Below are 24996 nucleotides of genomic sequence, written 5' to 3'. Positions count from 1 at the left end.
TCGCTCTCCGTCCTCAGCCGGGGATGGGGGCCGCGTCCAGCGCGGTCCCGCCGTTCGTCCCCGCGGTCTCCCCGCCCGTCTCGGGCAGGCGTTCCAGCACGTAGTTGATGAGCTCGTCCACGGTCGAGCCCTGGAGCATCAGCACCGTCGGCACCGACACCGTGGTGTGGGTCTCCAGCGCGTGCCGCAGCTCCACCGCCAGCAGCGAGTCGATGCCGAGCGAGGTGATGCGGTCGTCGGGCCGTACCGCCGCCGCCTCGCTCCGGGTCACCGACGCGATGCCCTGCGAGACCAGCTCGGTCAGCAGCGTGCGGCGTTCCTCGGGCGGCGCGGCCAGGACGTTCCCGGGACCCGCGGCGTCCTCGTGCTCGGGCGCGAGGTCGGCGCCGCCCTCGGGGAGCAGTCCGCGCAGCAGCGACGCGGGCGCGCTGCGCGGATGGAACCGCCGCCAGCGCTGGGCGTCGATGCTGCCGATGGCGACCTGCGGCTCGTCCCCGACTAGCTCGGCCGCGAGCATGGCCAGGCCGTCGGCCGGCCGAACGCTGCGCAGCCCCATCGCGTCCATCCGGTCGCCGCGGGTGGCATCGGCCGCCATGCCGATCTCCGACCACGGACCCCAGTTGATGCTCGTGGCGGACCGCCCGGCGGCGCGCATGAGATGCGCGAGCGCGTCCATCCCGGCGTTGGCGGCGGCGTAGTTGGCCTGGCCCGGGTTGCCGATCAGCGCCGAGACCGACGAGAACATGATGAAGAAGTCCAGGTCGGCGGTGGCGGTCAGATCCCGCAGATTCAGCGCCCCGCTGACCTTCGGCGCGAGCACGGCGGCGAAGTCCTGCCAGGTCAGCCCTTCCAGGATGCGGTCGGCGAGGGCACCGGCCGCGTGGATGACGCCGCGCAGCGGGGGCAGTTCAGGCCCCACGGAGAGCAAGGCGCGGGCGAGTTCCTCCCGCTGCGCGACGTCGGCTTGTGCGGTGACCACGTCCACCCCGATGCGGCGCAGCTCGCCGATCTCGGCCATCGCCTCGGGGGAGGGCGCACGGCGTCCGATCAGGAGCAGGTGCCGCGCGCCCCGGCCCGCGAGCATGCGGGCGGTGCTCAGCCCGAGCGCGCCGAGCCCGCCGGTCACCAGGTACGTGCCGTCCGGCCGTACGGGCGGACCGGCCTGGCGCGCGGACTCCATCGACACCAGCACCTTGCCCATGTGGCGGGCGCGGGCCAGGTGCCGTACGGCGTCCCCGGCCTCCTGCACCGGGAAGGTCGCGTGCGGCAGCGGGGTGATCTCGCCGCGCGCGGCGAGGTCGACGACGTGCCGCAGGTTCTCGCCGACCAGCGCCGGGTCCTCCAGCAGGAGCGCCTCCAGGTCGATCGCCGAGAACGAGATGGCCTTGGCGAACGGCATCAGCGCGATGTGGGTGTTGCCCTCGATGTCGCGCTTGCCGAGCTCGATGAAGCGCCCGCCGATGGCGAGGGCGCCGAGCCCGGCCGCGATGCCGTCGCCGGAGAGCGAGTTGAGGATGATGTCCACGCCGCGCCCGCCGGTCAGCTCCAGCACCTCCTCGGCGAAGTCGGTGCTGCGCGAGTCCATCACGTGCTCGATCCCGAGCTCGTCCCGCAGGTAGGCGCGCTTCTCGTCGCTGCCTGCGGTCGCGTAGATCGTGGCTCCGGCGTTCCGAGCGAGCTGGATCGCGGCCATCCCGACGCCGCCGGTGCCCGCGTGGATCAGCACGGTCTCGCCCGCCGCCATCCGGCCGACCGTGTGCAGCGAGTAGTGCGCGGTCAGGAAGACGATCGGCAGCGTCACCGCGTCCTCGGCCGCCAGGTCGTCCGGGATCGGCGCGACCGCGCGGCCGTCGGCGAGCACGTGCGAGCCGACGCAGCCCCGCGAGGAATCGGTGACGGCGACCACCCGTTGACCTGGGCTCAGGCCCTGGACGCCCGCGCCGACCGCGGTGATCCGCCCGGCGCACTCGATGCCGACGCGGACGGGCGGGGTGACGGGCAGCAGGCCCATCGACCGCATGACGTCCTTGAAGTTGAGCCCCGCGACGTCGACCTCGATCTCCACCTCGCCGGGGCCGGGCTCGTCCCTGGCCACCGAGCGGAGCTTGAGCTCGTCGAGCAGGCCGGGCCGGGTGGTCTCCAGCCGGAACGGCGCCGGGGGCAGCAGCTCCCGCGTCTCGTCGGTGAGCCGCGAGGCGTACCGGGAGCCCTGCCGCCAGGCGACCTCGTCCTCGTCGTCGTCGCCTGCCGCGAGTTCGGCGAGGAGCGCGGGCACGCCGGGGCGGCCCGGCTCCAGGTCGACCAGCGTGCAGCGGAGCTCGGGGTGCTCGTTGGCCGCGGTACGGCCGAGACCCCACAGCGCGGCGTCGGTGATCCGCAGGTGGTCCTCGGGCGAGATCGCCTGCCCGCCCTGCGACACCAGCCACAGCCGGGGCGGTGCGGTGCCGGGCGTGGCCGCCAGTGCCTGAACGAGGTGCAGCGCGCCGCCGCAGACCGTCGGGAGGGTGTCGGCCGGGTCGGGGCCGGTGGTTCCGTTCGGTGCCCGCAGCGCCCAGGCCGCGATCACGCCGTCAAGCGGGCGGCTTCCGTTCTCGGTGACCTCGGCGAGCAGCCGCTGGAAGGCGCCGGGGGAGTCGGCGGGCACGGTGTAGAGGCCGTCCCGGGTGTGTTCGAACAACTCACCTGGGCGGACGCGGACGCAAGTGTCGCCACGCCCGTTCAGCGCGCCCTGCAGACCGCAGTCGTCGGCGTCCAGCAGCAGGTAGCGGCGCGGCTCGGGACCGGCCTGGGCCGGCGGCGCGGTGACCGCCTCCCAGCTCACCCGGTAGCGGCCGGTCTCCGGTGCGGTGTCGCCAGGCCCGGCGATCTTCCGCATCCGCAGGCCCGCCGCCTCCAGCACGACCTTGCCGTCGGCGTCGCGGGCGATGATGTCGCCCTCGAAGCCGCTGTCGTCGGCGTGCGTGACGTGGGCGTACACGTACTTGACGGCGGCCGGGCTGGAGATCGTCAGCGTGCCCAGCTCGACCGGCAGGAACAGAGCCGTGCTCGTGTCGCGGGTCTGCCCGTCCGGGTCGACCTCAAGCGCGCCGAACATGGCCTGGAAGCACGCGTCGAGCACGGCGGGGCTGATCACGTACGGGTCGTGCACGCCGTCCTCACCGGAGGCGTCGCGCATCACCGCCCAGGCCTCGCCCTGCCCGCACCGGACGCGGTCCAGCAACTGGAACCGACGGCCGTACTCCAGACCGCGTGCGGTGGTGCCGCGGTAGAACTCCTCGCGGTCGAGGACGAGCGCGCCGTCCTCCTGGCCTTCGACCGGCCACAGCGTCACGCCTTCGGGTTCGTCGGTGGCGGTGGCTCCGCGCCGCACCCGGCCCTGGGCGTGCGGCATCCAGTCGGCCTTCTCGGCGCCCTCGGTCCGCTGGTCGCTGAAGCACTGGAACCGCCACTCGCCGCCGACCAGGGTCAGCACGACCTGGACCGGGACGGACCTGCCGTCGGGCAGCGGGAGCGCGCGGCTGAACGACAGGTCGGCTATCTCGTGCCGCTGCCCCGGATCGAGGTCGGCCGCCGCGGCGAGCGCCATCTCGGCGTACGCGGCGCCGGGCACGACCGGGATGCCCTGGACGGGGTGGTCGGCGAGCAGCGGGATCGCGCGCGCGTTGAGGCTCGTCTCGAAGATGGCCGTTCCGACGTGGACGGGGCTGGTCAGGCGCTGGCCGAGCAGCGGGTGCCCGCCGCCGCCCGACGCCGCCGTGCCGGAGGTGCCGAATCCGCCGTTCGACACCGATGCGGCTCCGGTCGGGAAGCTGCTGTACTGCCACGGGTAGGCGGGCAGGCGCACCCGGCGGCCCTGCGCGTGCACGGCGTTCCAGTCGATGGGGCGACCGGCGGTGTAGAGGGTGCCGAGCGAGTTCAGCAGCGCCTCGCGCTCCTGCCCGCGCCGCATGGACGGCAGCAGCCGGATCTTGCCCGGTGCCGACTCGGCGTGCCGGATGGCGCTGAGCAGCACCGGGTGGGCGCTGATCTCGATGAAGGTGTCGTATCCCTGGTCGCTCAGGTCCTGGATCGCGGGCCAGAACAGCACCGGCTCGCGCATGTTGCGGAACCAGTACTGCGCGCCGAGCCCGTCGCCCGTGACGCCGCCCGGCACGGTCGAACGGAACGGCACGCTCGGTGCGGCCGGGGTGATCCCCTTCAGGTCGCCGAGCACGCCGTCCCGCAGCGGCTCCATGTGGAAGCTGTGCGTCGCGACGTCGATCGCGACCGGCTGGCAGAACGTCCCGTTCGCCGCCAGCTCGGCGGCGACCTCCTGCAGTGCGTCGGTGTCGCCCGCGAGGTTGGTCGTCGACGGCCCGTTGACCGCCGCGATCGACAACCGGCCGGGATACCTGGCGGCGATCTCGGTCGCGGCCGGCTCCGGCAGGCCGACGACGAGCATGCCGCCGCGGTTGCTGACCTCGCGCTTGCGGCCGCTCGTACCGCAGATCACGCGGGCCGCGTCCGCGAGTGAGAGCGCGCCCGCGACATGCGCGGCGGCGACCTCGCCCATGCTGTGCCCGACCACGGCGTCCGGCACGATCCCCCAGGACCGCCACAGCGCCGCGAGCGCCACCTGCGCCGCGAACACGGTCGGCTGGATCATGTCGATCGGGGCCTTGGTGATGTCGCCGTGCTCACCGGCGAGGACGGCGCGCAGGGGCCAGCCCGTCAGGGGCAGCAGCGCCTGCTCGCACTCCTCGATCGCCGCGTCGAAGACCGGCTCGGTCCGCATCAGCTCGGCGCACATGCCCTGCCACTGGGCTCCCTGCCCGGCGAAGACGAAGACGGTCTTGCCGCCGCGCTGCGTACGGCCCTCCAGGCCGCCCGCCGCCGCGCCGCCCGCCGCGAAGTCGGCCAGGCGGGTCGCGACCGCGTCCGCCGTGGCGCCGACGACGCCGAGCCGGTGCTCGTGGTGGCTGCGGTGCACGGAGCTGGTCCGGCACACGTCCGCGAGGGAGAGGCCGCCGGTCCCGGACGCGGGCCGCAGCACCTCGGCCAGCGCGCCCGCGCTCGCCCGCAGTGCCTCCGCCGAACGGGCCGAGATCGGGAGCAGCCGAAGCTCGCCTTCGCCCGCCTTTTCGGGAACGGGAACCGCGGCGGGCTCGGGCTCCTCGACGCCCTCCAGCACGATGTGCGCGTTGGTGCCGCCGATGCCGAACGAACTCACACCCGCCAGCAGCGGGCGGTCCTGCGGCCACGGCTCCAGCTCGCGCTGGACGACGATGGGGACGTCGTCCCAGGGGATCGCCGGGTTGAGGTGCTCGCTGTGCAGCGACGGCGGCAGCTCCCGGTGGTGCAGGGCGAGGGCCGCCTTGATGAACCCCGCGATCCCCGACGCGCCCTCGGTGTGCCCGATGTTGGTCTTGACCGAGCCGATCGCCAGCGGGCGATCCGCGGGCCGGCCCTCGCCGAACACGGCCGCGATCGCGGCCGCCTCGACCGGGTCTCCGACGGCCGTCCCCGTGCCGTGCGCCTCCACGTAGTGCACCTGGTCGGGCGCCACGTGCGCGATCCGGTAGGCCTCGCGGAGCAGCTCCTCCTGGCCCGCCTCGGCCGGGGTGCTCATCGCGCCGCTGGTACGGCCGTCGTTGTTGGTGTAGCTGCCGCGGATCACCGCGTACACCCGGTCGCCGTCGGCGCGCGCCTGGCTCAGCCGCTTCAGCACGATGACGCCGGCGCCCTCGCTGCGCACGAACCCGTCCGCGTCCGCGGAGAACGCCTTGGACCGGCCGTCCGGCGAGAGCATCTTGCCCTGCGAGAACGCCACGCTGAACGCGGGGTGCAGGATCACGTTGACACCGGCCGCCAGCGCCACGTCCGACTCGCCCATGAGCAGGCTCTGCCAGGCCATGTTGATCGAGACCAGCGACGACGCGCACGCCGCGTCCACCGCGACGCTCGTGCCCATCAGGCCGAACGCGTAGGAGACGCGCCCGGCGAGCACGCTGCGCGCCCCGCCGAGCATCGTGTGCACGTCGAACTCGGGCAGGTCGCCGACCCGCAGGTCCTGGTTGTCGTCCCAGTGCACGCCGACGAAGACGCCCGTACGGCTGCCCTCCAGCCGTTCGGCGCGCAGCCCGGCGTCCTCGATCGCCTCGAAGGTGACCTCCAGCAGCAGGCGCTGCTGAGGGTCGAGCTTGGCGGCCTCGCGCTGCGAGATGCCGAAGAAGCCGGCGTCGAAGCGGTCCAGGTCGTCCAGGTAACCGCCGAACTGCTGGATCGTGTGGCCGGGCGTCGCGGGGACCGAGTCATAGAAGGTCTCGACGTCCCAGCGTTCGGCGGGCACCTTCCTGATGGCGTCCTTGCCGTCGCGCAGGAACTGCCAGAACTCCTCCGGCCCGCCGCCCGCTCCGGGAAAGCGGCACCCTATTCCGACGACCGCGATCGGCTCGCGCTCGGGCAGTTGGTCCATCGAGCATCTCCTCCGTGCGGAACGCGGCCCCTTGTCGGCTCGCGGCGGCTCGGTGGCGGACGCGCGGGGGCATCAGCGCACCAGGGCTCTTTGTAATCACGGGCCCTGGGACCTGGCTCGAGCCGGGCTCGGGCGCCCCTCGCAAGCCGCTCTGATGGTTCGCTCGATCGGGGCTCGAGCCGGTGCCGACCGGGACGTTGTGACATCGCGGAAAAACCGACATGCGGAAAGACCGACATGAGGAGCGGCGGCGAATGAGGATCATCATCGCGACCTGGGCGCACCGATCGCACTACTTCCCGCTCGTCCCGCTGGGCTGGGCGCTGATGGCCGCCGGGCACGACGTGCGCGTCGCGGCCCAGCCGGACGGCGCGCAGGTCGTCGCCGACTCCGGCATCCCGTTCGCCGCCGTCGGCCCGCGGCTGGACCTGGACGAGATCATGCCGAGGCTCCGGGTGGCGGCGGCGCCCGAGGCGACCGCCGCCGAGCGCGAGGTCGCGCGGCAGGAGACCGCGGTACGGATGTTCATGGAGGGCTCGCGTGTCATGGCGGGCGGCATGGCGGAGTTGGCGCGGAGTTACCGGCCCGACGCCATCGTCTACGAGCCGCGCATCTACGCCGCGCTCAAGGCGGCCAACGACCTGGGCGTGCCCGCGATCCGCTCGCTGTCGGGCGGCACCGACTACACCTGTGTCCGCGAGGAGATCGAACGGCCGTACCTGGCGCCGCTGTGGGAGGAGTTCGGCCTGGAGGGCGTGAGCCCGCACGGCGACATGACGATCGACCCGTGCCCGCCCTCGCTCCAGGTGGACGGCGACCTGCCCCGCCGCTTCATGCGCTACATCCCCTACAACGGCGGCGGCTCGACCCAGAAGTGGGTGAACGAGCCCGTTGAGCGGCCGCGCGTCGTCGTCACCTGGGGCGTGACGCACGCCAAGCGCACCGGGCACCTGAACCCGGTGAAGACCGTCGTCGAGGCGCTGGCCGACATGGACGTGGACGTGATCGTCGCGCAGTTCAAGCAGGAGGCCAAGCTGCTGGGCGAGCTCCCGCCGCACGCGCGCCTGATCGAGTCCATGCCGCTGCAACTGCTGCTGCCCACCTGCTCGGCGATCGTTCACCAGGGCGGCGCGGGCACCATGATGACGTCCGCGTCGTGCGGCGTGCCGCAGCTGATCCTGCACTCGATCCAGGATCAGCCGCACAACGCCGAGCAGCTCGCCGAGCAGGGCGCCGGGCTCGGCCTGGACCTCGCCGAAGCGGACCGCGACTCGATCCGCGAGCACGTGGACGCGCTGCTGCACGACGTACGGCACCGTTCCGCCGCCGAGGCGCTCAAGAACGAGATCGAACGCCAGCCCGAGCCGTCGAGCGTCGTCGGCCAGATCGAGGACCTCCAGGCGAGGTCCTCTGGCCGGCCCGCGTCCGTCTGATCGGCTGGGAAAAGAACGAGGCCTGCAGATGACACTTGGGGGTGTCATCTGCAGGCCGGCGGGCGCCGCGGGGAGGCCGTGGGCGGAGCGTTCCCCGCGGGATCCAGTCCCGCCCGGATCAGCTGCGCAGGCGCACAGGCAGCGCGCTCAGACCGCGGATCGTGACGTTGGAGCGGTAGGCCGGCTCGTCGGTCGCGAGCTCGATGTCGCTGGTGCGGTTCGCCAGCGCGGCGAACGCGATCCGCCCCTCCAGCCGGGCCAGCGCCGCGCCGAGGCAGAAGTGGATGCCGCCGTCGAAGGCGATGTGCTTGTTGGGCGTACGGCCGAGGTCCAGCCGGTCCGGGTCGGGGAAGACCGACGGGTCCCGGTTGGCGGCCCCGCGAACGATGATCACCTGCTCGCCGCGCGAGATCAGGTGCCCGTCCAGCTTGGCGTCCTCCAGCGCCGTGCGGCGCGTGAGCTGCGTCGGCGGGTCGTACCGCAGGAACTCCTCGACCGCCGACTCGGCCAGGCCGGCGGGGTCGGCGCGCAGCCGCCGGAACTCCTCCGGGTTCTTCAGCAGCGCCAGCGTCCCGTTGGCCAGCAGGTCGGTGGTCGTCTCGTGGCCCGCCACATAGATCATCGTGCAGATGCTGAGCAGCTCGGGCTCGCTCAGCCGGCCCTCGCCCTCGCCGCCTTCGTCGCCGCCGGCGCCCTCGTCGCGTACCGCGATGAGGGCGGTCAGCAGGTCGTCGGCGGGGTTGCGCCGCTTCTCGGCGGCGAGCTCGGCGAAGTAGGCGTCGAACGAGGCCAGCGCCTCGTCGCGTTCGCGCTTCTGGTCGGCCGAGTACTGGTAGTCGGGGTCGACGCCGCGGGCGATCAGGCTCGACCAGCCCCGGACGAGCTCCCGGTCGGCGGCGGGCACGCCGAGCAGCCCGCTGATCACGGTGGCCGGGAGCGGGTAGGCGAACGCCTCGACCAGGTCGACCTCGCCCGCGTCGATGACCGCGTCGAGCATCTCGTCGACGAGCTTCTCGATCAGGGGGATCTGCCGGTGCACGGCGCGCGGCGTGAACGCCCGTGAGGCCAGGACACGCTGCCGGGTGTGCTCGGGGGGATCGAGCAGGATGAACGGCAGCGCCCGGCCCTCGGCGGGCTTGCGCCACTTGCTCTTGTCGAGCAGGCGCTGGCGCGTTCCGTGCCCGAACCGGTCGTCGCGCATCAGCGCGACGCAGTCGGCGTACCGGGTCAGCAGCCAGGGGCCGCGCGGCGACTGGTAGACGGGTGCTTCCTCGCGCAGCCGCCGGTACAGCGGATACGGATTCGGCCGGTGCTCCGGAGCGAAGGGGTCAAAGTCGACAGCTGGCATGGTCCCAGGATCGACAGCCCGCCTCGAGGATGGCTCCACCCGGGCTCGGGCGGGCCCGGGCAGGCCGGGACGCGAGGGGATCGGGGTGACAGGCGGCCTCGAGCCGTCTTCGAGGGCGGCCGTTCACGATGAAGCGATCCGGTACCCGATCTGCCTGCCTGAAGGGGTAGAAATGTCCAACCCCCACGTCACCGATTCGGCCGAGCTCACCGAGCTGTATCGGCTCACCTCCGAATTCGTCGGCAAGTCGGCCGGCAGGCTTCGGCGGCTCAAGGTGAACGCGGGCGACGCGAGCCTGGAGCTGGAGTGGGTGGACCCCGCCGACGCGGGCCCGGCCGTCCAGCTCGCCGTCGTCGCCGCGACCGACGCGGAGGAGGCCGCCGAGACCGGCGAGCACTCCGTCCGCGCTCCGCTGGTCGGGACCTTCTACCGGTCGCCCTCACCCGGCGAGAAGGCCTTCGTCGAGGTCGGCGACACCGTGGTGGCGGGCCAGCAGGTCGCCATCCTGGAGGCGATGAAGCTGATGAACTCGGTCGAGGCCGACCGGGACGGCCGGGTCACCGCGATCCTCGTTCCGGACGGCACCCCGGTCGAGTACGACCAGCCGCTCATCGTCATCTCCGAGGACTGAGTCCCGACCGCCCCCCGCACCTGCGACAGCGCCGGCCGAGTGGCCGGCGCTGTCGCCTTTTACGGACGTTCACCGGTGAGAAGACACCCCGCCAAGGCACGGGCTGTACGGGGTCAGCCCGGGTCTTGGCGGGGTGCGGGTGCGGGGTCTGTTGGGGATCAGGGATCGGTGGATCAGCCCGCCGACTGCTCGACGGTCTCCTCGGCGACCTGCTCGGGGCCGGGGGAGGGTGCGACGGCCCGGCGGCCGCCGGGCCACCAGGCCTTCTTGCCGATGAGGGCGGTGAGCGAGGGGACCAGGACGGTCGAGACGACGAACGCCGACAGCACGATGCCGATCGCCACCCCGAACCCGATCTCCGCGAACATCGCGATCGGGGACATGACCAGGGCGGCGAACGTACCGGCCAGGATGAGGCCGGCCGCGCCGACCGCCGGACCGGCGTGCTCGGTCGCCGAACGGGCCGCCTCCCTGGTCTCCAGGCCCTCGCGGTACTCCTCGCGGAGCCGGGCGACGACCAGGATGTTGTAGTCGGTGCCGATCGCCAGCACGAACAGGTACAGCACGATCGGGATGTTGAACATCAGCCCCGACTTGCCGCCGAGATCCTGGAAGACCAGTACCGAGGCCCCGAGCGTCGCGGTGAAGCCGAGCAGCACCGTGATGGCCAGGTAGATCGGCGCGACCAGCGAGCGCAGCAGGAGCGCGAGGATCAGCCCGATGAGCACCACGGCCACCGGCACGATCACCTTCAGGTCGCGGTCGTTGACGACGTTGATGTCGGCGTAGATCGCCGTCTCGCCGCCGGTGATCGCCTGGGCGCCGGGCGGGGCGGCGTCGTGCACGTAGTCGCGCAGCGGGCCCTTGACCAGCTTGATCGCCGTGTCGGAGGCGGGGCTCTCGGTCAGGCTCATGTCGATCCTGACGATCTTCTGGTCGGTGCTCCACCCGGTGGGCTGCGCGCCGCCGACGCCCGGCCCGGTCCGCAGCTTGGCGGCGAACGCGCCGGCCTCCTGCTGGGTGACCGGGGTCGGGCTCTTCAGCAGCACGATCGTGGGCGACAGCTCACCCCGGGGGAACACCTTCTCCAGCTGCTTCATGGCCTTGGCCGACTCGGTGTCCTGCGGGTAGCCGGCGTTGAAGTCGTAGTCGGCCTTGAACCCGAAGGACAGCAGGGCGAGCGCGATCAGCACGACGCCCGAGGCCACCGCCGCGACCAGGGAGCGGTGGGAGACCAGGCGGCCGGCGCGCGCCCACATGCCGGGCTTCGGCTGCTTCCGCCAGGACCGCGACGGCCAGAACGCCCCGCGCCCGAGGACCGACACCAGCGCCGGGAGCAGGGTCATCGAGGTGACGAACATGCAGGCGACCGCGATGGCGAGGTTCGGGCCGAGCGCCCCGAACGCCTTGAACCGGGCCAGCAGCAGGACCAGGAACGCGACGACCACGACCCCGGCGGCGGAGGCGATCGCCTCGCCCACCCGTTCCACGGTCGTGATCATCGCCGTCCGCTTGTCGTCCCCGGCCCGCAGCCGTTCCCGGTAGCGGAAGACCAGGAACAGCATGTAGTCCGTCCCGATCCCGTACAGCACGACCAGGACGATCTGCTGGTAACTGGAGTCGAACTGCAGGTCGAAGACGTTCCCCACGATGGCGGTGAGGCGCGAGGAGATGACGACCACGATGCCGATCACGATCAGCGGCATCAGCGCGAGGAGCGGGCTGCGGAAGATCACCAGGACGAGCACCAGGATCAGCACGACCGTGGCGAGCCCGACCAGCGCGAACGAGCTCTTGCTGGACTCCTGGTTGTCCACCTGCGTGGCGACCTGGCCGGTCACGCCGTAGGTGAGGCCGCTGCCGCGCAGCTGGTCGCCCACTGCCGTGCGCAGCTTCTTGACGGTGTCCTCGTTCTGCGTCTCCACCGTGCCCTTGCCCGACGAGCTCGGCAGGGCGACGGAGACCATCTGGATCGAGTGGTCCGGCGCCGCCAGCTTCGGGCCGGTGTAGACCTGCGTGACGTTGGGGAAGTGCCGCGCCTCGATCGCCTTGGCCAGGGCGCCGACGCGCGCCTGGTCGGCGGCGGTCAGCGGGGCGTTGTCGCCCCGCTGCACGACGACCGCGGCGGGCTGTGTCTTCTGGTTGCCGGAGAACGCCGTGGACAGCAGGTCCGAGACCTGCGCCGACTCGTACTTCGACGGCAGGAACGCGCTGTTGTCCGACGTTCCCTTCAAGCTCGGGGCGAAGGCCATGATGGCCACCGCCGCCACCAGCCACAGGCCGATGGTCCACCACGGATGCCGGACGACCGCGCGACCCAGCGCTCTGAACATGGTCGGCTCCTTGATCCCAACCGCGTGACGCCAACCGCGTGAGCCCGACCGCTTGACCCCGACCGCGAAGCGGGATCGCGGTCCAGCATCGAGTTTGCGTATGGTGTCTATATGGTTTCTTGTCTACATGTAGGCAGCCAAGTTATCACGCGACGGGTCACCGGCGGGCTGCGGTTCCGGGCCCGCCGGTGGTCAGGACGCGGTCTCGGTCATGAACACCAGGATGCTGCGATCGGGGCAGGGCGGATGGACCTCGTCGAGCACGAGCCCGGCCTTGGCCGCGAGCTCGGCGTACGACTCGAGCGTGCGCTCGCGGCCCTCGCCGAGGATCAGCATGCGCAGGTCCATCGCCGTGAACATCTCCAACTCGTCGGACCGCGCCCCGACGCGTTCGATGACGGCCACGCGGAAGCCCTCGTTGCCGGCGGCCGCGCAGCGCTCGAAGGCGCGCACCACGTTGTCGTCGTCGAAGCCGTGCAGCACGCCCTTCATGACGTAGGTGTCCGCGGCGGGCAGAGGCACCTGGAGCAGGTCGCCGGGCACGATGTCGCACCGCTCGGCCACGCCCGCCTCCTCGACGACCCGCCCGGCCCGCCGCGCGGTCGTGGGGAACTCCACGAGCGTGCCGCGCAGCCCCGGGCTCGTGCGCAGGAGCGTGGTCAGCAGCACGCCGGTGCCGCCGCCCAGGTCGACGATGTGCCCGCTCGTTCCCCAGTCGCGCGCCGCCGCGATCTTGGGTGCGCGGCTGCGGATCTGGTCCTCCATGACCAGGTCGTAGGAGGCCGCGACGCTCTCGTCGAGATCCGGCTTGTGGCTCTTCTCCTCGGGATGGCCCGCGCGGACCGTGTCCAGCAGCCCGAAGAGCGCGAGGTCGCTGCGCCCGCCGAACCCCTCAAGGTCGAGCCACCGCCGCGACCCGGACGGGTGATCGTCGGCGAGCAGCGCGGCGGCGGGGGACAGGCCGAACACGCGCGGGCGCGGCTCGGTGAAGATCCCGCGCGCGACCAGATAGCGCAGCAGACGTTCGAGCGCGCCCGCGTCGGCGCCGGCCTTGCCCGCGAGCTCGTCCACGGGCAGCTCGCCCGCGGCCAGGAGGTCGGCGATGCGTAGCGTCGCGGCCACCCGCAGGGTCATCGGGGTCATGATGTCGCCGAGCATCCGCAGTTCCGCGATCCCGGCCGTGCTGTGCTCAGTCAAGGTCCCTCACTCGTGTCAGGTCGTTGAAGACGTCGAAATGCCCGCCGGGCCGTTCCCGGTCCTGGAACTTGCGCATGGCGGAGGGATAGCCCAGCTCGCGCTCCCGCTTGGCCCACTCCCGGAACGGGCGCCTGCCGTCCCAGTGCATGAGCAGGACGTACCGGGACCGGTCGTCCGGGGAGACCAGCAGCTCGGTGCCGAGCAGGCCCGCCGTACCGGCGAGCCGTTCGGCGGCCTTCTCGTAGGCGCCGCGCAGCAGGTCCGCCTGCTCCGGCGCGACGCGATGGTGAACGAACACATAGAGCGGCGATGCGTCGGTGGCGCTGCCCATGGCTTCAGGGCCCGATGAGGATGGCGACCGCGATGACGTTCAGCACGAGCGCCAGCACCGCGAACCCGGTGCGGACGACGTTCCAGTTCCGCCACCGCTCCCGCGGATCCACCGAGTCCCAGTCCGCCGGGAGTTCGTCGGGGTTCAGCTTCTCCACCCACTTGTTGATCGGCACGTTCTTGGTCAGCGAGACGACCATGACCGCGAAGCAGGCGGCCGCCGCGCCGGCGAACAGGCCGCGGGCATCGCCCGCGTCGCCGAAGAACGTCAGGAGGAGATCGGTCACCAGTCCCGTGAGGAGGCAGATGGGCATGAACGGGTCGAACCTCGTCACGAGGAACTTGTGCACGGGCACGTACCTGTCGACGGGAAGCGCCAGGAGCAGGGGCGCGCCGCCGAGCGAGGCGATGGACAGCCCCCCGGCCGAGAGCCCTGTCCCGAGCAGCGCGAGCGCGACGAGAAATCTGATCATGTCTCACCATCCACGGAGCCGGACGTCGTTCGGGGCGGCGCCCGGAGTGCCGGCGGCGACGTCGCGAGCGCCCTACGTGAAGGACGGTGACAAGCCGCGCTCAAGCCGGTCTCGACGACCGATCGAGTCGGGCGGTCCAGGGTGCGTCAAGCAACAGTCCCCGTCGTATCGCCTCGCTCGCGCACCGCATCTCCCGTCCGTCTTCACCTGCGGCGACCCCGATTCGCAGTCCCGTGTCTGCGGAGCGTGGATCGCCGTTCGAGCGCCAGGCACAACGGTTGTGGGACTGGATCCCGACCCCCGAGGAGATTCGATGCCCAGCCGGAGAGAAGTACTGAAGCTCGCCACGCTCAGCGGGGCGGTGCTGGTCGTTCCGGGCACCGGGCTGAGCCGCAACGGCTTCGCCCCCCGGGCGGCGAGGGCGGCCGCGGCCGTACCGCCGCCGTTCTCGGTCCCGCTGACCATCCCCAAGGTGCTGGAGCCGACGCACCGCTCGCTCACCACCGACTACTACGAGGTGTCGATCCGCGAGGCCCAGGTCGAGGTCCTGCCCGGGCTGAAGACCACGATCATGGGGTACGAGGGGCTGTTCCCCGGGCCGACGATCAAGGCGCGCGCGGGCCGCCGGGCGATCGTCAAGCACAAGAACGAGATGGCGCACGAGACCGTCGTTCACCTGCACGGCGGCCACACCGCACCCGAGTACGACGGTCACCCGAAGGACCCGATCGAGCCGGGCGAGACCATCGACTACAAGTACGAGAACAAGCAGCCCGCGACGACGCTGTGGTACCACGACCACACGCACATGATGGAAGCCGAGATGGTCTTCCGCGGCCTCGCCGGCTTCTACATCATCGAGGATCCGGCCGAAGCGTCACTCGGGCTCCCGACGGGCCAGTACGACGTTCCGCTGATGCTGCGCGACTCGCGGTTCGACGACAACGGCCAGATCGTCTTCGAGATGGACGACTTCCGTTACCGCACCACGCTCCTGGTCAACGGCAAGCCGCAGCCCTACTTCAAGGTCGCTCCCCGCAAGTACCGGTTCCGCCTGCTGAACGGGTCCAACGAGCGCTACTACACGCTCAGCCTGAGCGACGGCAGCCCGCTGGTCCAGATCGGCAGCGACGGCGGGCTGCTGGCCGCGCCGATCCCGGCGACCAGCATCACCTTCACGCCGGGCGAACGCGTCGACGTCGTCGTGGACTTCTCGCGCTACGCCGACGGGACCCAGATCGTCCTGAACACCTTCGACCACAACACCACCACCCCCGTCATGCGCTTCGACGTCACCGGCTCGGCGGTACGCGACGTCAGCCGGGTGCCGACGCGGCTGCGCCCGATGCGCAGGCTCGGGGCCGCGGACGTGAACCGGGACATCGTCTTCAAGCTCGACCGGACCACCGGCGGCTTCGTGATCAACGGGAAGTCGTTCGACATGGACCGGGTGGACGAGACCGTGAAGCGCGGCGACACCGAGATCTGGACCGTGTCGAACCCCGACACCCAGCCGTCCGTACCCCACAACATCCACCTGCACGGCGTGCACTTCCAGGTCCTGGACCGCAACGGCCAGCCGGTCGAGGGCCACGAGACGGGCTGGAAGGACACCGTGGCGGTGCCCGTCGGCGGGCAGGTGCGCATCAAGGTGCGGTACCAGGACTACACGGGCCGCTACCTGTTCCACTGCCACCTGCTCGACCACTCGTCGATGGGGATGATGGCGCAGCTGGAGGTCGTCGACTAGCGCGGGCCGTGCCCGAGCCCGCCGGCCGTGACTGGGACCCGCCGGCCGCCACCGCTGACCGCCGGCCGCCGACCGCCGAACACCGACCTGTCAGGCCGGTGACCAGGTGGTCCGGCGGCTCGCCGGTCCGGTGGGCGGCCATCGGCGGCGCACGGCCCGGGCGTTGAGTACACCCCATGACGTCACGCAGCCAGGCGGTTACTACAGTGGACTACCCGGAGGGTGGGATCGCCGGATCCGAGGATTTGATCACAGCATGATCGGGAAAACACCATTGCCCAAGCTCGACGAGCAGGGCGATCTGGTCCTGCCGTCCGTACACGATGACCCGGTGGTCATCGACTTCTGCCGTGCGGGCGGGCTCGGCCTGACCGGTATCGGAGCCGTATACGCGATGTACGGCATGTTGTCCGGCCTGATCTCGACGCGGTCGAATCCCGACGTGATCCTGACCGGTTCCGACGAGGACTTCACGTTCATCACCGGGCTCGAGGTGGTGCGCCACCACGTGCCCGCCAAGCCCGAGCTGATGACGTTGCCGACCAGCGCGAAGGTGATGGAGCTCGTACGGCTCGAGCTCGCCCGCCGCCGCGCCGACGAGGCCGACGGGAGCGAGCCCTGGCTCATCCTGCTCGCGACGTCCAACGCCGAGGTGCGGGCCGGCTTGGAGGCCCTGCCACGGGACTCCCATCTGGACCGGTTCGGCGCGATCCTCGTCGGCCCGTGCCCGACCGGCCTCACCTGCGTCATCGACTCGGGCGGCCGGGTGGGCTCGGTGCTCGGGGACCGTCCGGAGGAGTGGTTCACCGCCACGCGGGACCGCCTCGGCAAGGCGGTGTTCGCGCAGGGTGAGATCGACCGGAGCGCCCGGGACTTCCTCACCTACATGGCCAGAGCCGCCTGGGGCCCCGACGCGTCCTGACGCACCGCTGGCTTGCGGCGGCACAGGTCGCTGTCGGTGGCGTCAAGCCGTGGCCGTGGCCGTGGCCGTGGCCGTGGCCCTGGCCGGTGGCCCTGGTCCCGGCCCTGGCCGGTGGCGTTTGGCCGTGCCTGTGGCCAGGCCAGTGGCCGTGGCCGTGGCGCTCGGCCTTGGCGCGGCGTTCGGCTGCGGCGTTCGGCCGTGGCGTTTGTTTGGCCGTGGCGTTCGGCTGCCACGGTCGGCCGTGGCGGTCGGTGGCCGTCGGCCGCGGTCAGCGGCGGCGTGTCACGTGATTGCGGCTTTCCGGTTGCGGTCACGCGGTTGCGCTCTATGTGGTTGTGGGTTATGCGATTACGGACTAAGCGGTCCTGGGTTTATATCGGGGCCAGTTCCGAATCGCACTTGTTCGCGCTTGTCACGCAGCGGATCGCGGAAAGGCCGATATAGACGTTCGGGAGCATCCAGAGCACCAGCAAGAACGGGAGTGCTACCAGCAGGTACTGCCCCGAGTGCGCCTGATCGAGGATGCCGGACGCCAGATGTGGTGTCGCGATGAGGAAGATGGCCGACACCACCAGCTTGACCCCCAGGATGACCAGCGCGGCCGCGCCCACAAAGGGGGTGAGCCGCCACGGCGTGGCGATGTACCGCACGCCGATGCGGAAGCTGAGGGCGGTGAGCGCGGCGGCGGCCAGAATGATCATCTGACCCCAGCCCCACACGTGGTTGAACAGCAGCCAGCCGTCGCTCGGCTGGTGCCCGTCCCAGGCGCCGGTGGACTTCCAGGTGATCTTCGACTGGATGAACTGGAGGGCGACGAAGACCAGCAGCCACCAGGCCGTACGGCCCGACTGTGCCATGGCCAGTTCGCGCTGGTAACCGGGTGCCACCTGCGCGATCGTGCCGAAGTCGGTGACCGCGAGCTCCTCCGCGGCCGCCGGGCTGTGGCCCTGTTCGTGGTAGTCCTCGGCCGCGTCCTCGAGGCTGCCGCGCGCCTCCGCAAGAAGATCCTTCTTGAGGCGTTGCGGGCCGGTCAGCGTTCTTTGCAGGTCTGATACATAGGAAACGATCGTGAGACCCCGTGTCACGCTTCGTTCCTCCATGGCAGGACAGGCCGCCGAGCTTCTCATAGCAGGATAAATCACCGGGGAGCCAACTTCGTGTTACTCGTGCCATACCGGTTGCTCAAGAGAAATTCCTTCCTCAGCTGAGACCTGGACATCAATGAGTCCGGGCGGAGGGGACAGCTAAAGGTTTGGCGGGGGTGCACCGAAATCCAATGTACGTAGTCCGGGCGCCCCGGACCAGGCCCATTCGCGATGTCAGGCGATCTGTCATGATGTGCCATCATCATCGATGGGCTGCAGACGGCCTGCACACGGTAAGAGTTCTCACGGAGCGCCACCGGCCCCTGACCGTCGATATGAAGGGGCGCGGAGGGCCTGATCGGCACTACACTGCTCGGGTCACCTCGGGTGCATGATCAGCGCGTCCGCGGAAGATCACGGGCTGTAGCGCAGTTTGGTAGCGCACCGGCTTTGGGTGCCGGGGGTCGTGGGTTCAAATCCCGCCAGCCCGACCGTGAAGAGAATGCGGCCGCCGGGGCCGAGTCGGCCCCGGCGGCCGCAGTCTTTTCCGCCGCACCATCCGCACGATCCGCGCACAGGAGCCACGTTGCGTTATCGCATGCTCGGCAAGACAGGCATGGAAGTCAGCGTCCACTGCCTCGGCACGATGATGTTCGGAGCGGTCGGCAACCCCGACCACGACGACAGCATCCGGATCATCCACGCCGCCCTCGACCAGGGCGTCAACTTCGTCGACACCGCCGACATGTACTCCGCGGGCGAGAGCGAGGTCATCGTCGGCAAGGCGCTGAAGGACCGCCGCGACGACATCGTGCTCGCCACCAAGGTGCACTTCCAGATGGGCGAGGGCCGCAACCGCGGCGGCAACTCGCGGCGCTGGATCGTCAAGGAGGTCGAGGAGAGCCTGCGGCGGCTGCGGACCGACTGGATCGACCTCTACCAGATTCACCGCCCCGACGAGTCCACCGACATCGAGGAGACGCTGTCGGCGCTGACCGACCTCGTCCACCAGGGCAAGATCCGGGCGTTCGGCTGCTCCACGTTCCCCGCCGAGGACCTGGTCGAGGCCCACCACGTCTCCGAGAACCGCGGCCTCCTGCGAATGCGCACCGAGCAGCCGCCGTACTCGATCCTGGCGCGCGGCATCGAGCGGTCCGTTCTCCCGGTCTGTGAACGCTACGGAATGGGCGTGCTCACCTGGAGCCCGCTCGCCGCCGGCTTCCTGTCCGGCAAGTACCGCAAGGGCCGCGACGTCGACCTGACCTCGGGCCGCGCCGCGCGCCAGCCGTTCCGCTTCGACCCGTCCATCCCCGGCAACGCCGCCAAGTTCGACGCCGTGGAGCGGCTGGCCGAGCTCGCCGACGAGGTCGGCTGCACGCTGCCCGAACTCGCCGTCGCCTTCGCCGCCACCCACCCCGCGGTCACGTCGGTGATCATCGGTCCCCGCACGATGGAGCAGCTCGAGAGCCTGCTGAAGGGCGCCCCGCTCACCCTCGACGACGCGACCCTCGACCGCATCGACGAGATCGTTCCGCCCGGCACCGACGTCTTCAAGGCGGACGCCGTGTGGAACCCGACGTCCCTCACCGACCTCGCCCGCAGGCGCCGCCCCCAGCCCGACCGCGCCGCCGGCTGACGGTCTCAGGGGTAGCTCAGGCCGCGGTCGCCTCGATCCAGGTCGTCGGCGTCGGCCGGAACGATGTCGACCTCGGCGCCCTCCATGTGGCTCTCGCCGTACCGCTCGTACGCCTCTTCGAGGGAGCTCGCGTAGACGTTGTCGTAGTACGTGCGCCCTTCCTTGGTGCGGGTGCGCTTGGAGAACGGCTTCTTCGCCGGGTCGGGGTCCCTGTCGCTCATTCATCCACCCTAGGGTCCGGGCCCAGGCCCAGGCCCAGGCCCTTGCCGATGCCGTCCGTTCCGCCGGTGATGACGATGGTCTTCAACGGGATGCTCCTTCGGTGACGGCCTCTGCGGAAGCTTCGGCGGCGGATTCCGTGTGCTTGCCCGGCAGGAACGCGCTGGTGACGAGGATGAGCAAGGCCGCGGCGACGCCCAGCCAGGCCACGTGGTGAAAGCCCTGTAGGGGATTGCCGGCGGTTTCCATGAGCAGCGCGACCACGGCGATGCCGATCGAGGCGCCGAGCTGGTTGAGCATGTAGAGGACCGAGCTGCCCTGGGGAACGAGCTGTGCGGGAAGCGTTCGGTAGAGCCCGCCCATCGTCGGAGCACCCACGGAACCAAGACCCACACCCGCCCCGAACGCCGCCAACGCAGGCCAGATGATGCTCGTGTCCGGTCCCAGGCGCGTGAGCCCGATCAGGCTGGCCAAGCCGAGCAGAGTGCCGAGGCGGATGAGGTTGCGTCCGCCGATCCGGTCGCTGTGCCGCCCGGCGAGGGAACCGGCCAGGACCGCACCCAGTCCCAGGGGCGCCACCAAGAGACCTGCCTTGAGCGCCCCGTATCCGTGCAACTGCTGGAAGTACAGCGGCAGTACGAAGAGGGCGGAGAACGTGGCCAAACCTATGAGGGCGATGACGGCGACACTCGCGGCGAAGCTTCCGTGCGCGAAAAGTCGCAGGTCCACCAGCGGCGGCGTCTTTCGCGCGCGGAGTGCACGGATCGCATAGGCCGCCAGAAACAGCACCCCGGCCAGAAGAGGGACGAGCGCCTGCCAGGCCGTGATCTGGGTCCGTTCGGCAGTCTGGGAGAGGGCCAGACCGAGAGCTGCCAGGCCCGGTGCGAGCAGGGCCAAGCCGATGACGTCGAGGCGGTCCCGGGGGCGTCCCTCGGCCGGAGAGTCGCCCGGGACCACACGCAGCGCGAGCAGGAACGCCGCGATGCCGATGGGCACGTTGATGAGGAACATCCACCGCCAGCCCAGGCCGTCCAGCACGATCCCGCCCACGATCGGGCCGAGAACTGGCCCGGCGGACAGCGTCGCCGTCATCACGCCCATCACCCGTCCCGCACGCGCGGGTCCCGCGGAACGCGCCAGCAGCACCAGGACCAGCGGGTCGAGGATCCCGGCACCCAGGCCCTGAGCGACGCGGAAGACGATCAGGCTGCCGACGTTCCACGCCAGCCCGCACGCCACGGACCCGGCGACGAACAGGACCAGCCCGGCCAGCCAGAGCCGTTTCGCGCCGACCCGGTCGATGGCCCAGCCGGTGACCGGGATGGTGACGATCAGCGTCAGCAGGTAGGCGGTGGAGACCCAGCCGATCGTGCTCAGCGAGCTGTGGAACTCCGCGACCAGCGTGTCCACCGCTACGGCGACCATCGTGCCGTCGAGGATCCCCATGATCCCGCCCAGCAGGATCACCGCGACCAGCCGCCGCAGCGCGGGATCCAGCCGGTTCTCGTTAACTAGACTCATGAGTTCAACATAAGAGACCAACGAGTCATGAGCAACCGGGCCCAGCGAATTGGACCCGTGAGGCCAATCTCATGGCTCGGGACGTATGATCGGTGCATGAGCGGAACGACGGTCGCGCGCGGCCGCATCGACAAACGGCAGGCGATCCTGGATGCCGCGTTCACGGTCTTCGCCCGCGAGGGCTACGCCCAGGCGGGCGTGGACGCGGTCGCCGCCGAGGCCGGTGTGGCGAAGGCGACCGTCTACAACCACTTCGGCGACAAGGAGAACCTCCTGCGCGCGGCGTTCGCCGCCGTCGCCGAGGACGCGCTGGCCAAGAACATGGCCGCCGTGGAACGCCTGACAGGGGAGGGGGACCTGCGGGAACGGCTGGAGAGCGTCGGCCTGGCGCTGATGGACTGCTACTGCGACGAACGCTCCTGGGCCTTGCGCCGCTTGATGGCGGCCGAGCTATCCCAGCTGCCCGACCTGCTCGACATCGTTCAGCGCCGCGCCGCCGACCGGGTCATGGAAGCCCTGGCCGACCGCCTAGCCCGCCTGGCCCTGGCCGGCCGCCTCCAGTTGACCGACCCGCTCCTGGCAGCCGAACAACTGGCCGCCCTGCTCAGTGCCCCCCTGGACCGACGCACCCGCCTAGGCACCCAAGAGGTCCCCGAAGAAGAGCTTCGCCACCTGGCAAAGGCGGCCGTGGACACGTTCCTCCGCGCCTTCGGCAAGGAGCCGGCAGAAGCCGTTTGATCAGGTCCGGCGCGCAGGCCGGTCCCACACGACGATCAGGAACGTCGCGAACGGCCCGAAGAACAGCGATACGAAGAACCAGTTCCAGCCGCTGCGGCCCTTGCCCTGTGCCAGCCCCGCGTTGATCAGGCTCAGCGTCAGCCAGCCGACGCTGTAGCCAGAAGGATCGTCGATCATTTGCCCCGTTTCCCCGTCTATGTCCGAGTGGAGTGTAAGGGAGACGCGGCGGCTCGGTCGCGGCAGGTCAGACGGTGGTGTTGGCGCGGTTGTGCCAGGTGGTGAGGCCTTCGGGGGTGAGGAAGGCGTCGAAGACTCGTTCCGCGGCGCCGATGAGAGTGGCCTTGGTGCCCAGGGCCGACGGGATGATCGCCGGGGGCTGTTCGCGGCGGAACGTCATCAGGCCCGGCAGGTAGGTCTTCTGGACCTCGTCCATCGACATGTCGAGGATGCCCGGGCCCATGCCGGACAGGGTCACCACTCCGGGGTCCAGGGCGTTCACCAGCGCGCTGATGCCGACGCCCAGGGGAGCGGCCACCTCGTCCACGGCGGCCTTGTTCTCCTTCAGGACCTGCAGGGCGCGCGCATGGTCGTGAACGGGTAGCCCCGCCGCCCTGAGTAGCGCGTTGCCGCCCACCTCGACTCCCCAGCAGCCGGTCGCGCCGCACGCGCAGGCGACATCGGTGCCGGTCAGAGGCATGTGGCCGAACTCACCGGACGTTCCGCGGGCGCCGGGCAGCGGGTTGCCCGCCACGACGAGCGTTCCGCCGAGGTCGAACTCGATGTGCAGGTGCAGGCCGAGGCTCGCGTCCCGCAGGGCGCCGCGCCGCGCCTCCGCCAGCCCCGCGACCGTGGCGTCGTTGTCCAGGAGCGCGCCGTCCAGCGCGGCCACCGCGTCGACGTCGCGCCAGTCCAGGTGCGGGATGTCCAGGAGCCTGCCTTCCCGTACGGGCCCGGGCGCCGCGACCGCCACGCCGACCGTGCGCGGCGCCAGGTCGGCGCGGTGCCGGCGTACGGCGGCGGCCAGCTCGGCGAGCACGTCGGCGGCGGGGTTCTCGTCGTGCGGGCGGTCCTCCAGAACGGTCAGCCGCCCGCCCAGCTCGGCCGCCGCGATCGTCCAGGCGTCCTCGCGGAGATCGACCGCGATCGCCAGCGGCCCGTCGGGATGCGGCCCGGGCACGGCGGTCGGGCGGCCGCGGGTGCGCTGCGGCTCGGGCGCGGGCTCCTCGCGGATCAGGCGCGCGTTGACCAGGTCGCCGACCAGCACCGCGGCGGTGCCCCGGGCCAGCTCCAGGTCGCGGGTCAGCTCCGACCTGGTGATGCGCGCCTCGCCGTCGTGCACGGCCCGGAGCACGCGCAGCAGGTTGTGCTGGCGCAGCTCGCTGCTCGTCGTCGCTCCGGTCACCACCCGATTGTGCCAGCAGTCGATCCCGATTATGTTCTAGGAGCGAGCAAATTATGTGATTCGGGGAGGGAATGTGGCTAGACGGGCTCGGATCGGCGTTTTCTGCTACTTCGGCCTATGCGGCCTGGTGTTCGGCATGTGGGCCGCGAGCCTGCCCGCCCTCGACGAACGGCTGGACCTCGGCACCGGCCGCACTGGAACGGTCCTACTCCTGGTCTCCCTGGGCGTCCTGGTGTCCATGCAGGGCGCCGGGCGGCTGGCCGACCGCTGGTCCAGCCGCCGGGTCTGCCTGATCTCGGGCCCGATCGCGGCCCTCGTCCTGCTCGGCCCCGCGCTGGCGGGCTCGTACGGGGTATTGCTGGCCTGCGCCTTCGTCTTCGGCCTCGGCCTCGGCGTGCTGGAACTGGCCATGAACGCGCACGCCGTCGAGGTCGAGCTCGTCTACGAGCGGCCGATCATGTCCTCGTTCCACGGCATGTGGAGCCTGGGCGGCGCCGCGGGCGGCCTCCTCACCTCGGCGGCCCTGCGCGGCGGCCTGGGCGTCGGCACCCTCCTGACCATCACCGCGATCGCCGGCGCGGTCCTCTTCCTCCTCCCCGGCCCCCTGCTCCTGCACGACCGCACAAGCCCCAAGCCAGTCGAGGCCAAGTCCGCCGAACGCCGCAGCGTAGGCCGAGCCGCCGTCCTGCTCCTCGGCGCCGTGGTCTTCGCGGGCGCGATCGCCGAGGGCGCCGCCATGGACTGGGCCGCCATCCACGCCCGCCGCGTCCTGGAGGTCGATCCGGACCTGGCACCCCTCGCCTTCACCGTCTTCTCCACCGCGATGACCGTGATGCGCTTCCTGGGCGACCGCATCCGCGGCCGCCTCGGCGCCACCCGAACCCTCCGCCTTGCCGGCAGCCTCGCCGCCAGCGGCTACGCGCTCGTCCTGATCGCGCCCCTCACCTCCGGCGCCTCGATGGCCCTCGCCTGGGCAGGCTGGGCCCTCGTCGGAACGGGCCTAGCCACAGTCGTCCCTGTCGCCTTCTCCTCCGTAGGCGCCAGCCAAGAAGCCGCCGGCCGGGCCCTGGCCATGATCACCACGTTCCTCTACTGCGGCCTTCTCGCGGGCCCCGCCGTCATCGGCCACCTAGCCGACCTGACATCCCTCCCCGCAGCCCTGGCCCTCCCCGGCATCCTCGCCGTCTTCGTAGCCCTGGCAGGCCCCCGAGCCATCAGCGCCCTCCTCCCAACCCGCCCCCACCAAACCCCAGTCCCCACCCCCACAACCTGACCCACCCCCAAACACCCGCCCTCACTCCAGCGGCCCACCTCCCAGCGGCCAACCTCCCAGCAGCCCACCGCTGGGTGACCGGGCTTGCGGTGGCCCGCCTTGCCGGTGGCCCGCCTTGCCGGTGGCCGACGTGCCCGGTGGCTTGTCTGCCCGGTGCTCGGCAGCCTGCCTGCTCGGCGGTCTACCAACGCGGTCGTCTACCTGCCCGGTGGCGCACCTGCCGGGTGGTCCGCCTGCCCAGTGGCTCGCCC

At 71.1% G+C, this 24996-nt stretch carries 18 protein-coding genes and 1 tRNA gene; 8 read left to right on the top strand and 11 right to left on the bottom strand.

Going from position 1 to position 24996, the window contains the following annotated elements:
- Nucleotides 1-13: 13 nt before the first annotated feature.
- A complete protein-coding gene (locus tag J4573_RS00550; RefSeq protein WP_208253184.1) occupies nucleotides 14-6454 on the bottom strand; it encodes a type I polyketide synthase in 6441 nt (2146 codons plus the stop codon).
- A gap of 254 nt (nucleotides 6455-6708) precedes the next feature.
- Here J4573_RS00550 and J4573_RS00545 point away from each other — a divergent pair, with 254 nt between their 5' ends.
- Nucleotides 6709-7887 carry a nucleotide disphospho-sugar-binding domain-containing protein gene (locus J4573_RS00545; protein ID WP_208253183.1) on the top strand — a complete coding sequence of 393 codons (1179 nt, stop codon included), beginning with the start codon at nucleotides 6709-6711 and terminating at the stop codon, nucleotides 7885-7887.
- Nucleotides 7888-8005: 118 nt separating this feature from the next.
- Here J4573_RS00545 and J4573_RS00540 read toward each other — a convergent pair whose 3' ends face one another.
- The gene (locus tag J4573_RS00540) at nucleotides 8006-9235 is read right to left on the bottom strand and encodes a cytochrome P450 (protein ID WP_208253182.1); all 1230 of its coding nucleotides are present in this window, start codon (nucleotides 9233-9235) and stop codon (nucleotides 8006-8008) included.
- A 172-nt stretch (nucleotides 9236-9407) separates the two neighbouring features.
- Here J4573_RS00540 and accB point away from each other — a divergent pair, with 172 nt between their 5' ends.
- The gene (gene accB, locus J4573_RS00535; protein WP_208253181.1) at nucleotides 9408-9866 is read left to right on the top strand and encodes an acetyl-CoA carboxylase biotin carboxyl carrier protein; all 459 of its coding nucleotides are present in this window, start codon (nucleotides 9408-9410) and stop codon (nucleotides 9864-9866) included.
- 173 nt (nucleotides 9867-10039) lie between these two features.
- On the opposite strand, the gene J4573_RS00530 is transcribed toward accB, so the two are convergent.
- From J4573_RS00530 to J4573_RS00515, 4 genes are all read right to left on the bottom strand, one after another.
- Nucleotides 10040-12199 carry an MMPL family transporter gene (locus J4573_RS00530; RefSeq protein ID WP_208253180.1) on the bottom strand — a complete coding sequence of 720 codons (2160 nt, stop codon included), beginning with the start codon at nucleotides 12197-12199 and terminating at the stop codon, nucleotides 10040-10042.
- 192 nt (nucleotides 12200-12391) lie between these two features.
- A complete protein-coding gene (locus tag J4573_RS00525) occupies nucleotides 12392-13396 on the bottom strand; it encodes a methyltransferase (protein ID WP_208253179.1) in 1005 nt (334 codons plus the stop codon).
- Complete coding sequence (locus tag J4573_RS00520) at nucleotides 13389-13727, bottom strand: antibiotic biosynthesis monooxygenase family protein (RefSeq protein ID WP_208253178.1); 339 nt, start codon at nucleotides 13725-13727, stop codon at nucleotides 13389-13391. Before J4573_RS00520 ends, J4573_RS00525 begins: the two co-directional genes overlap by 8 nt.
- A 4-nt stretch (nucleotides 13728-13731) precedes the next feature.
- The gene (locus tag J4573_RS00515; protein ID WP_208253177.1) at nucleotides 13732-14199 is read right to left on the bottom strand and encodes an anthrone oxygenase family protein; all 468 of its coding nucleotides are present in this window, start codon (nucleotides 14197-14199) and stop codon (nucleotides 13732-13734) included.
- 313 nt (nucleotides 14200-14512) lie between these two features.
- Here J4573_RS00515 and J4573_RS00510 point away from each other — a divergent pair, with 313 nt between their 5' ends.
- Together J4573_RS00510 and J4573_RS00505 are read left to right on the top strand one after the other, a co-directional pair.
- On the top strand, nucleotides 14513-15949 hold the full coding sequence (locus J4573_RS00510; protein WP_208253176.1) for a multicopper oxidase family protein: 1437 nt from the start codon (nucleotides 14513-14515) through the stop codon (nucleotides 15947-15949).
- 256 nt (nucleotides 15950-16205) lie between these two features.
- Nucleotides 16206-16871, top strand: a complete 666-nt coding sequence (locus tag J4573_RS00505) for a hypothetical protein (protein ID WP_208253175.1) — start codon at nucleotides 16206-16208, stop codon at nucleotides 16869-16871.
- 371 nt (nucleotides 16872-17242) lie between these two features.
- Here J4573_RS00505 and J4573_RS00500 read toward each other — a convergent pair whose 3' ends face one another.
- Complete coding sequence (locus tag J4573_RS00500) at nucleotides 17243-17956, bottom strand: permease prefix domain 1-containing protein (protein WP_208253174.1); 714 nt, start codon at nucleotides 17954-17956, stop codon at nucleotides 17243-17245.
- Nucleotides 17957-18373: 417 nt separating this feature from the next.
- On the opposite strand from J4573_RS00500, the gene J4573_RS00495 reads away from it, so the two are divergent.
- Nucleotides 18374-18447, top strand: a tRNA-Pro gene (locus J4573_RS00495).
- A gap of 95 nt (nucleotides 18448-18542) precedes the next feature.
- Nucleotides 18543-19592 (top strand): aldo/keto reductase, encoded by a 1050-nt coding sequence (locus J4573_RS00490; RefSeq protein ID WP_208253173.1) that lies wholly within the window; start codon nucleotides 18543-18545, stop codon nucleotides 19590-19592.
- Between the two features lie 5 nt (nucleotides 19593-19597).
- On the opposite strand, the gene J4573_RS00485 is transcribed toward J4573_RS00490, so the two are convergent.
- Both J4573_RS00485 and J4573_RS00480 read right to left on the bottom strand, forming a co-directional pair.
- Nucleotides 19598-19813, bottom strand: a complete 216-nt coding sequence (locus tag J4573_RS00485; RefSeq protein WP_208253172.1) for a hypothetical protein — start codon at nucleotides 19811-19813, stop codon at nucleotides 19598-19600.
- A gap of 82 nt (nucleotides 19814-19895) precedes the next feature.
- Nucleotides 19896-21332, bottom strand: a complete 1437-nt coding sequence (locus tag J4573_RS00480) for a DHA2 family efflux MFS transporter permease subunit (RefSeq protein WP_208253171.1) — start codon at nucleotides 21330-21332, stop codon at nucleotides 19896-19898.
- Between the two features lie 96 nt (nucleotides 21333-21428).
- Here J4573_RS00480 and J4573_RS00475 point away from each other — a divergent pair, with 96 nt between their 5' ends.
- Nucleotides 21429-22070 (top strand): TetR/AcrR family transcriptional regulator, encoded by a 642-nt coding sequence (locus J4573_RS00475; protein WP_208253170.1) that lies wholly within the window; start codon nucleotides 21429-21431, stop codon nucleotides 22068-22070.
- Here J4573_RS00475 and J4573_RS00470 read toward each other — a convergent pair whose 3' ends face one another.
- A complete protein-coding gene (locus J4573_RS00470) occupies nucleotides 22071-22247 on the bottom strand; it encodes a hypothetical protein (protein ID WP_208253169.1) in 177 nt (58 codons plus the stop codon). It lies immediately after the preceding gene.
- 67 nt (nucleotides 22248-22314) lie between these two features.
- Nucleotides 22315-23472: an ROK family protein gene (locus J4573_RS00465; RefSeq protein ID WP_208253168.1), complete on the bottom strand. Its 1158-nt coding sequence runs from the start codon at nucleotides 23470-23472 to the stop codon at nucleotides 22315-22317.
- A 73-nt stretch (nucleotides 23473-23545) separates the two neighbouring features.
- On the opposite strand from J4573_RS00465, the gene J4573_RS00460 reads away from it, so the two are divergent.
- A complete protein-coding gene (locus J4573_RS00460) occupies nucleotides 23546-24745 on the top strand; it encodes an MFS transporter (RefSeq protein WP_307796428.1) in 1200 nt (399 codons plus the stop codon).
- Nucleotides 24746-24996 lie beyond the last annotated feature (251 nt).

Origin of the sequence: Actinomadura barringtoniae (assembly GCF_017573505.1) — a bacterium.
Lineage (GTDB): Bacteria > Actinomycetota > Actinomycetes > Streptosporangiales > Streptosporangiaceae > Spirillospora > Spirillospora barringtoniae.
Note: the sequence above shows the minus strand (reverse complement) of the source record. Positions and strands in the feature narration are given on the sequence as shown.

Coding starts and splice junctions, on each gene's coding strand:
- J4573_RS00550 (WP_208253184.1), bottom strand. CDS start 6,454: ATGGACCAACTGCCCGAGCGCGAGCCGATCGCGGTCGTCGGAATAGGG.
- J4573_RS00545 (WP_208253183.1), top strand. CDS start 6,709: ATGAGGATCATCATCGCGACCTGGGCGCACCGATCGCACTACTTCCCG.
- J4573_RS00540 (WP_208253182.1), bottom strand. CDS start 9,235: ATGCCAGCTGTCGACTTTGACCCCTTCGCTCCGGAGCACCGGCCGAAT.
- accB (WP_208253181.1), top strand. CDS start 9,408: ATGTCCAACCCCCACGTCACCGATTCGGCCGAGCTCACCGAGCTGTAT.
- J4573_RS00530 (WP_208253180.1), bottom strand. CDS start 12,199: ATGTTCAGAGCGCTGGGTCGCGCGGTCGTCCGGCATCCGTGGTGGACC.
- J4573_RS00520 (WP_208253178.1), bottom strand. CDS start 13,727: ATGGGCAGCGCCACCGACGCATCGCCGCTCTATGTGTTCGTTCACCAT.
- J4573_RS00515 (WP_208253177.1), bottom strand. CDS start 14,199: ATGATCAGATTTCTCGTCGCGCTCGCGCTGCTCGGGACAGGGCTCTCG.
- J4573_RS00510 (WP_208253176.1), top strand. CDS start 14,513: ATGCCCAGCCGGAGAGAAGTACTGAAGCTCGCCACGCTCAGCGGGGCG.
- J4573_RS00505 (WP_208253175.1), top strand. CDS start 16,206: ATGATCGGGAAAACACCATTGCCCAAGCTCGACGAGCAGGGCGATCTG.
- J4573_RS00485 (WP_208253172.1), bottom strand. CDS start 19,813: ATGAGCGACAGGGACCCCGACCCGGCGAAGAAGCCGTTCTCCAAGCGC.
- J4573_RS00480 (WP_208253171.1), bottom strand. CDS start 21,332: ATGAGTCTAGTTAACGAGAACCGGCTGGATCCCGCGCTGCGGCGGCTG.
- J4573_RS00475 (WP_208253170.1), top strand. CDS start 21,429: ATGAGCGGAACGACGGTCGCGCGCGGCCGCATCGACAAACGGCAGGCG.
- J4573_RS00470 (WP_208253169.1), bottom strand. CDS start 22,247: ATGATCGACGATCCTTCTGGCTACAGCGTCGGCTGGCTGACGCTGAGC.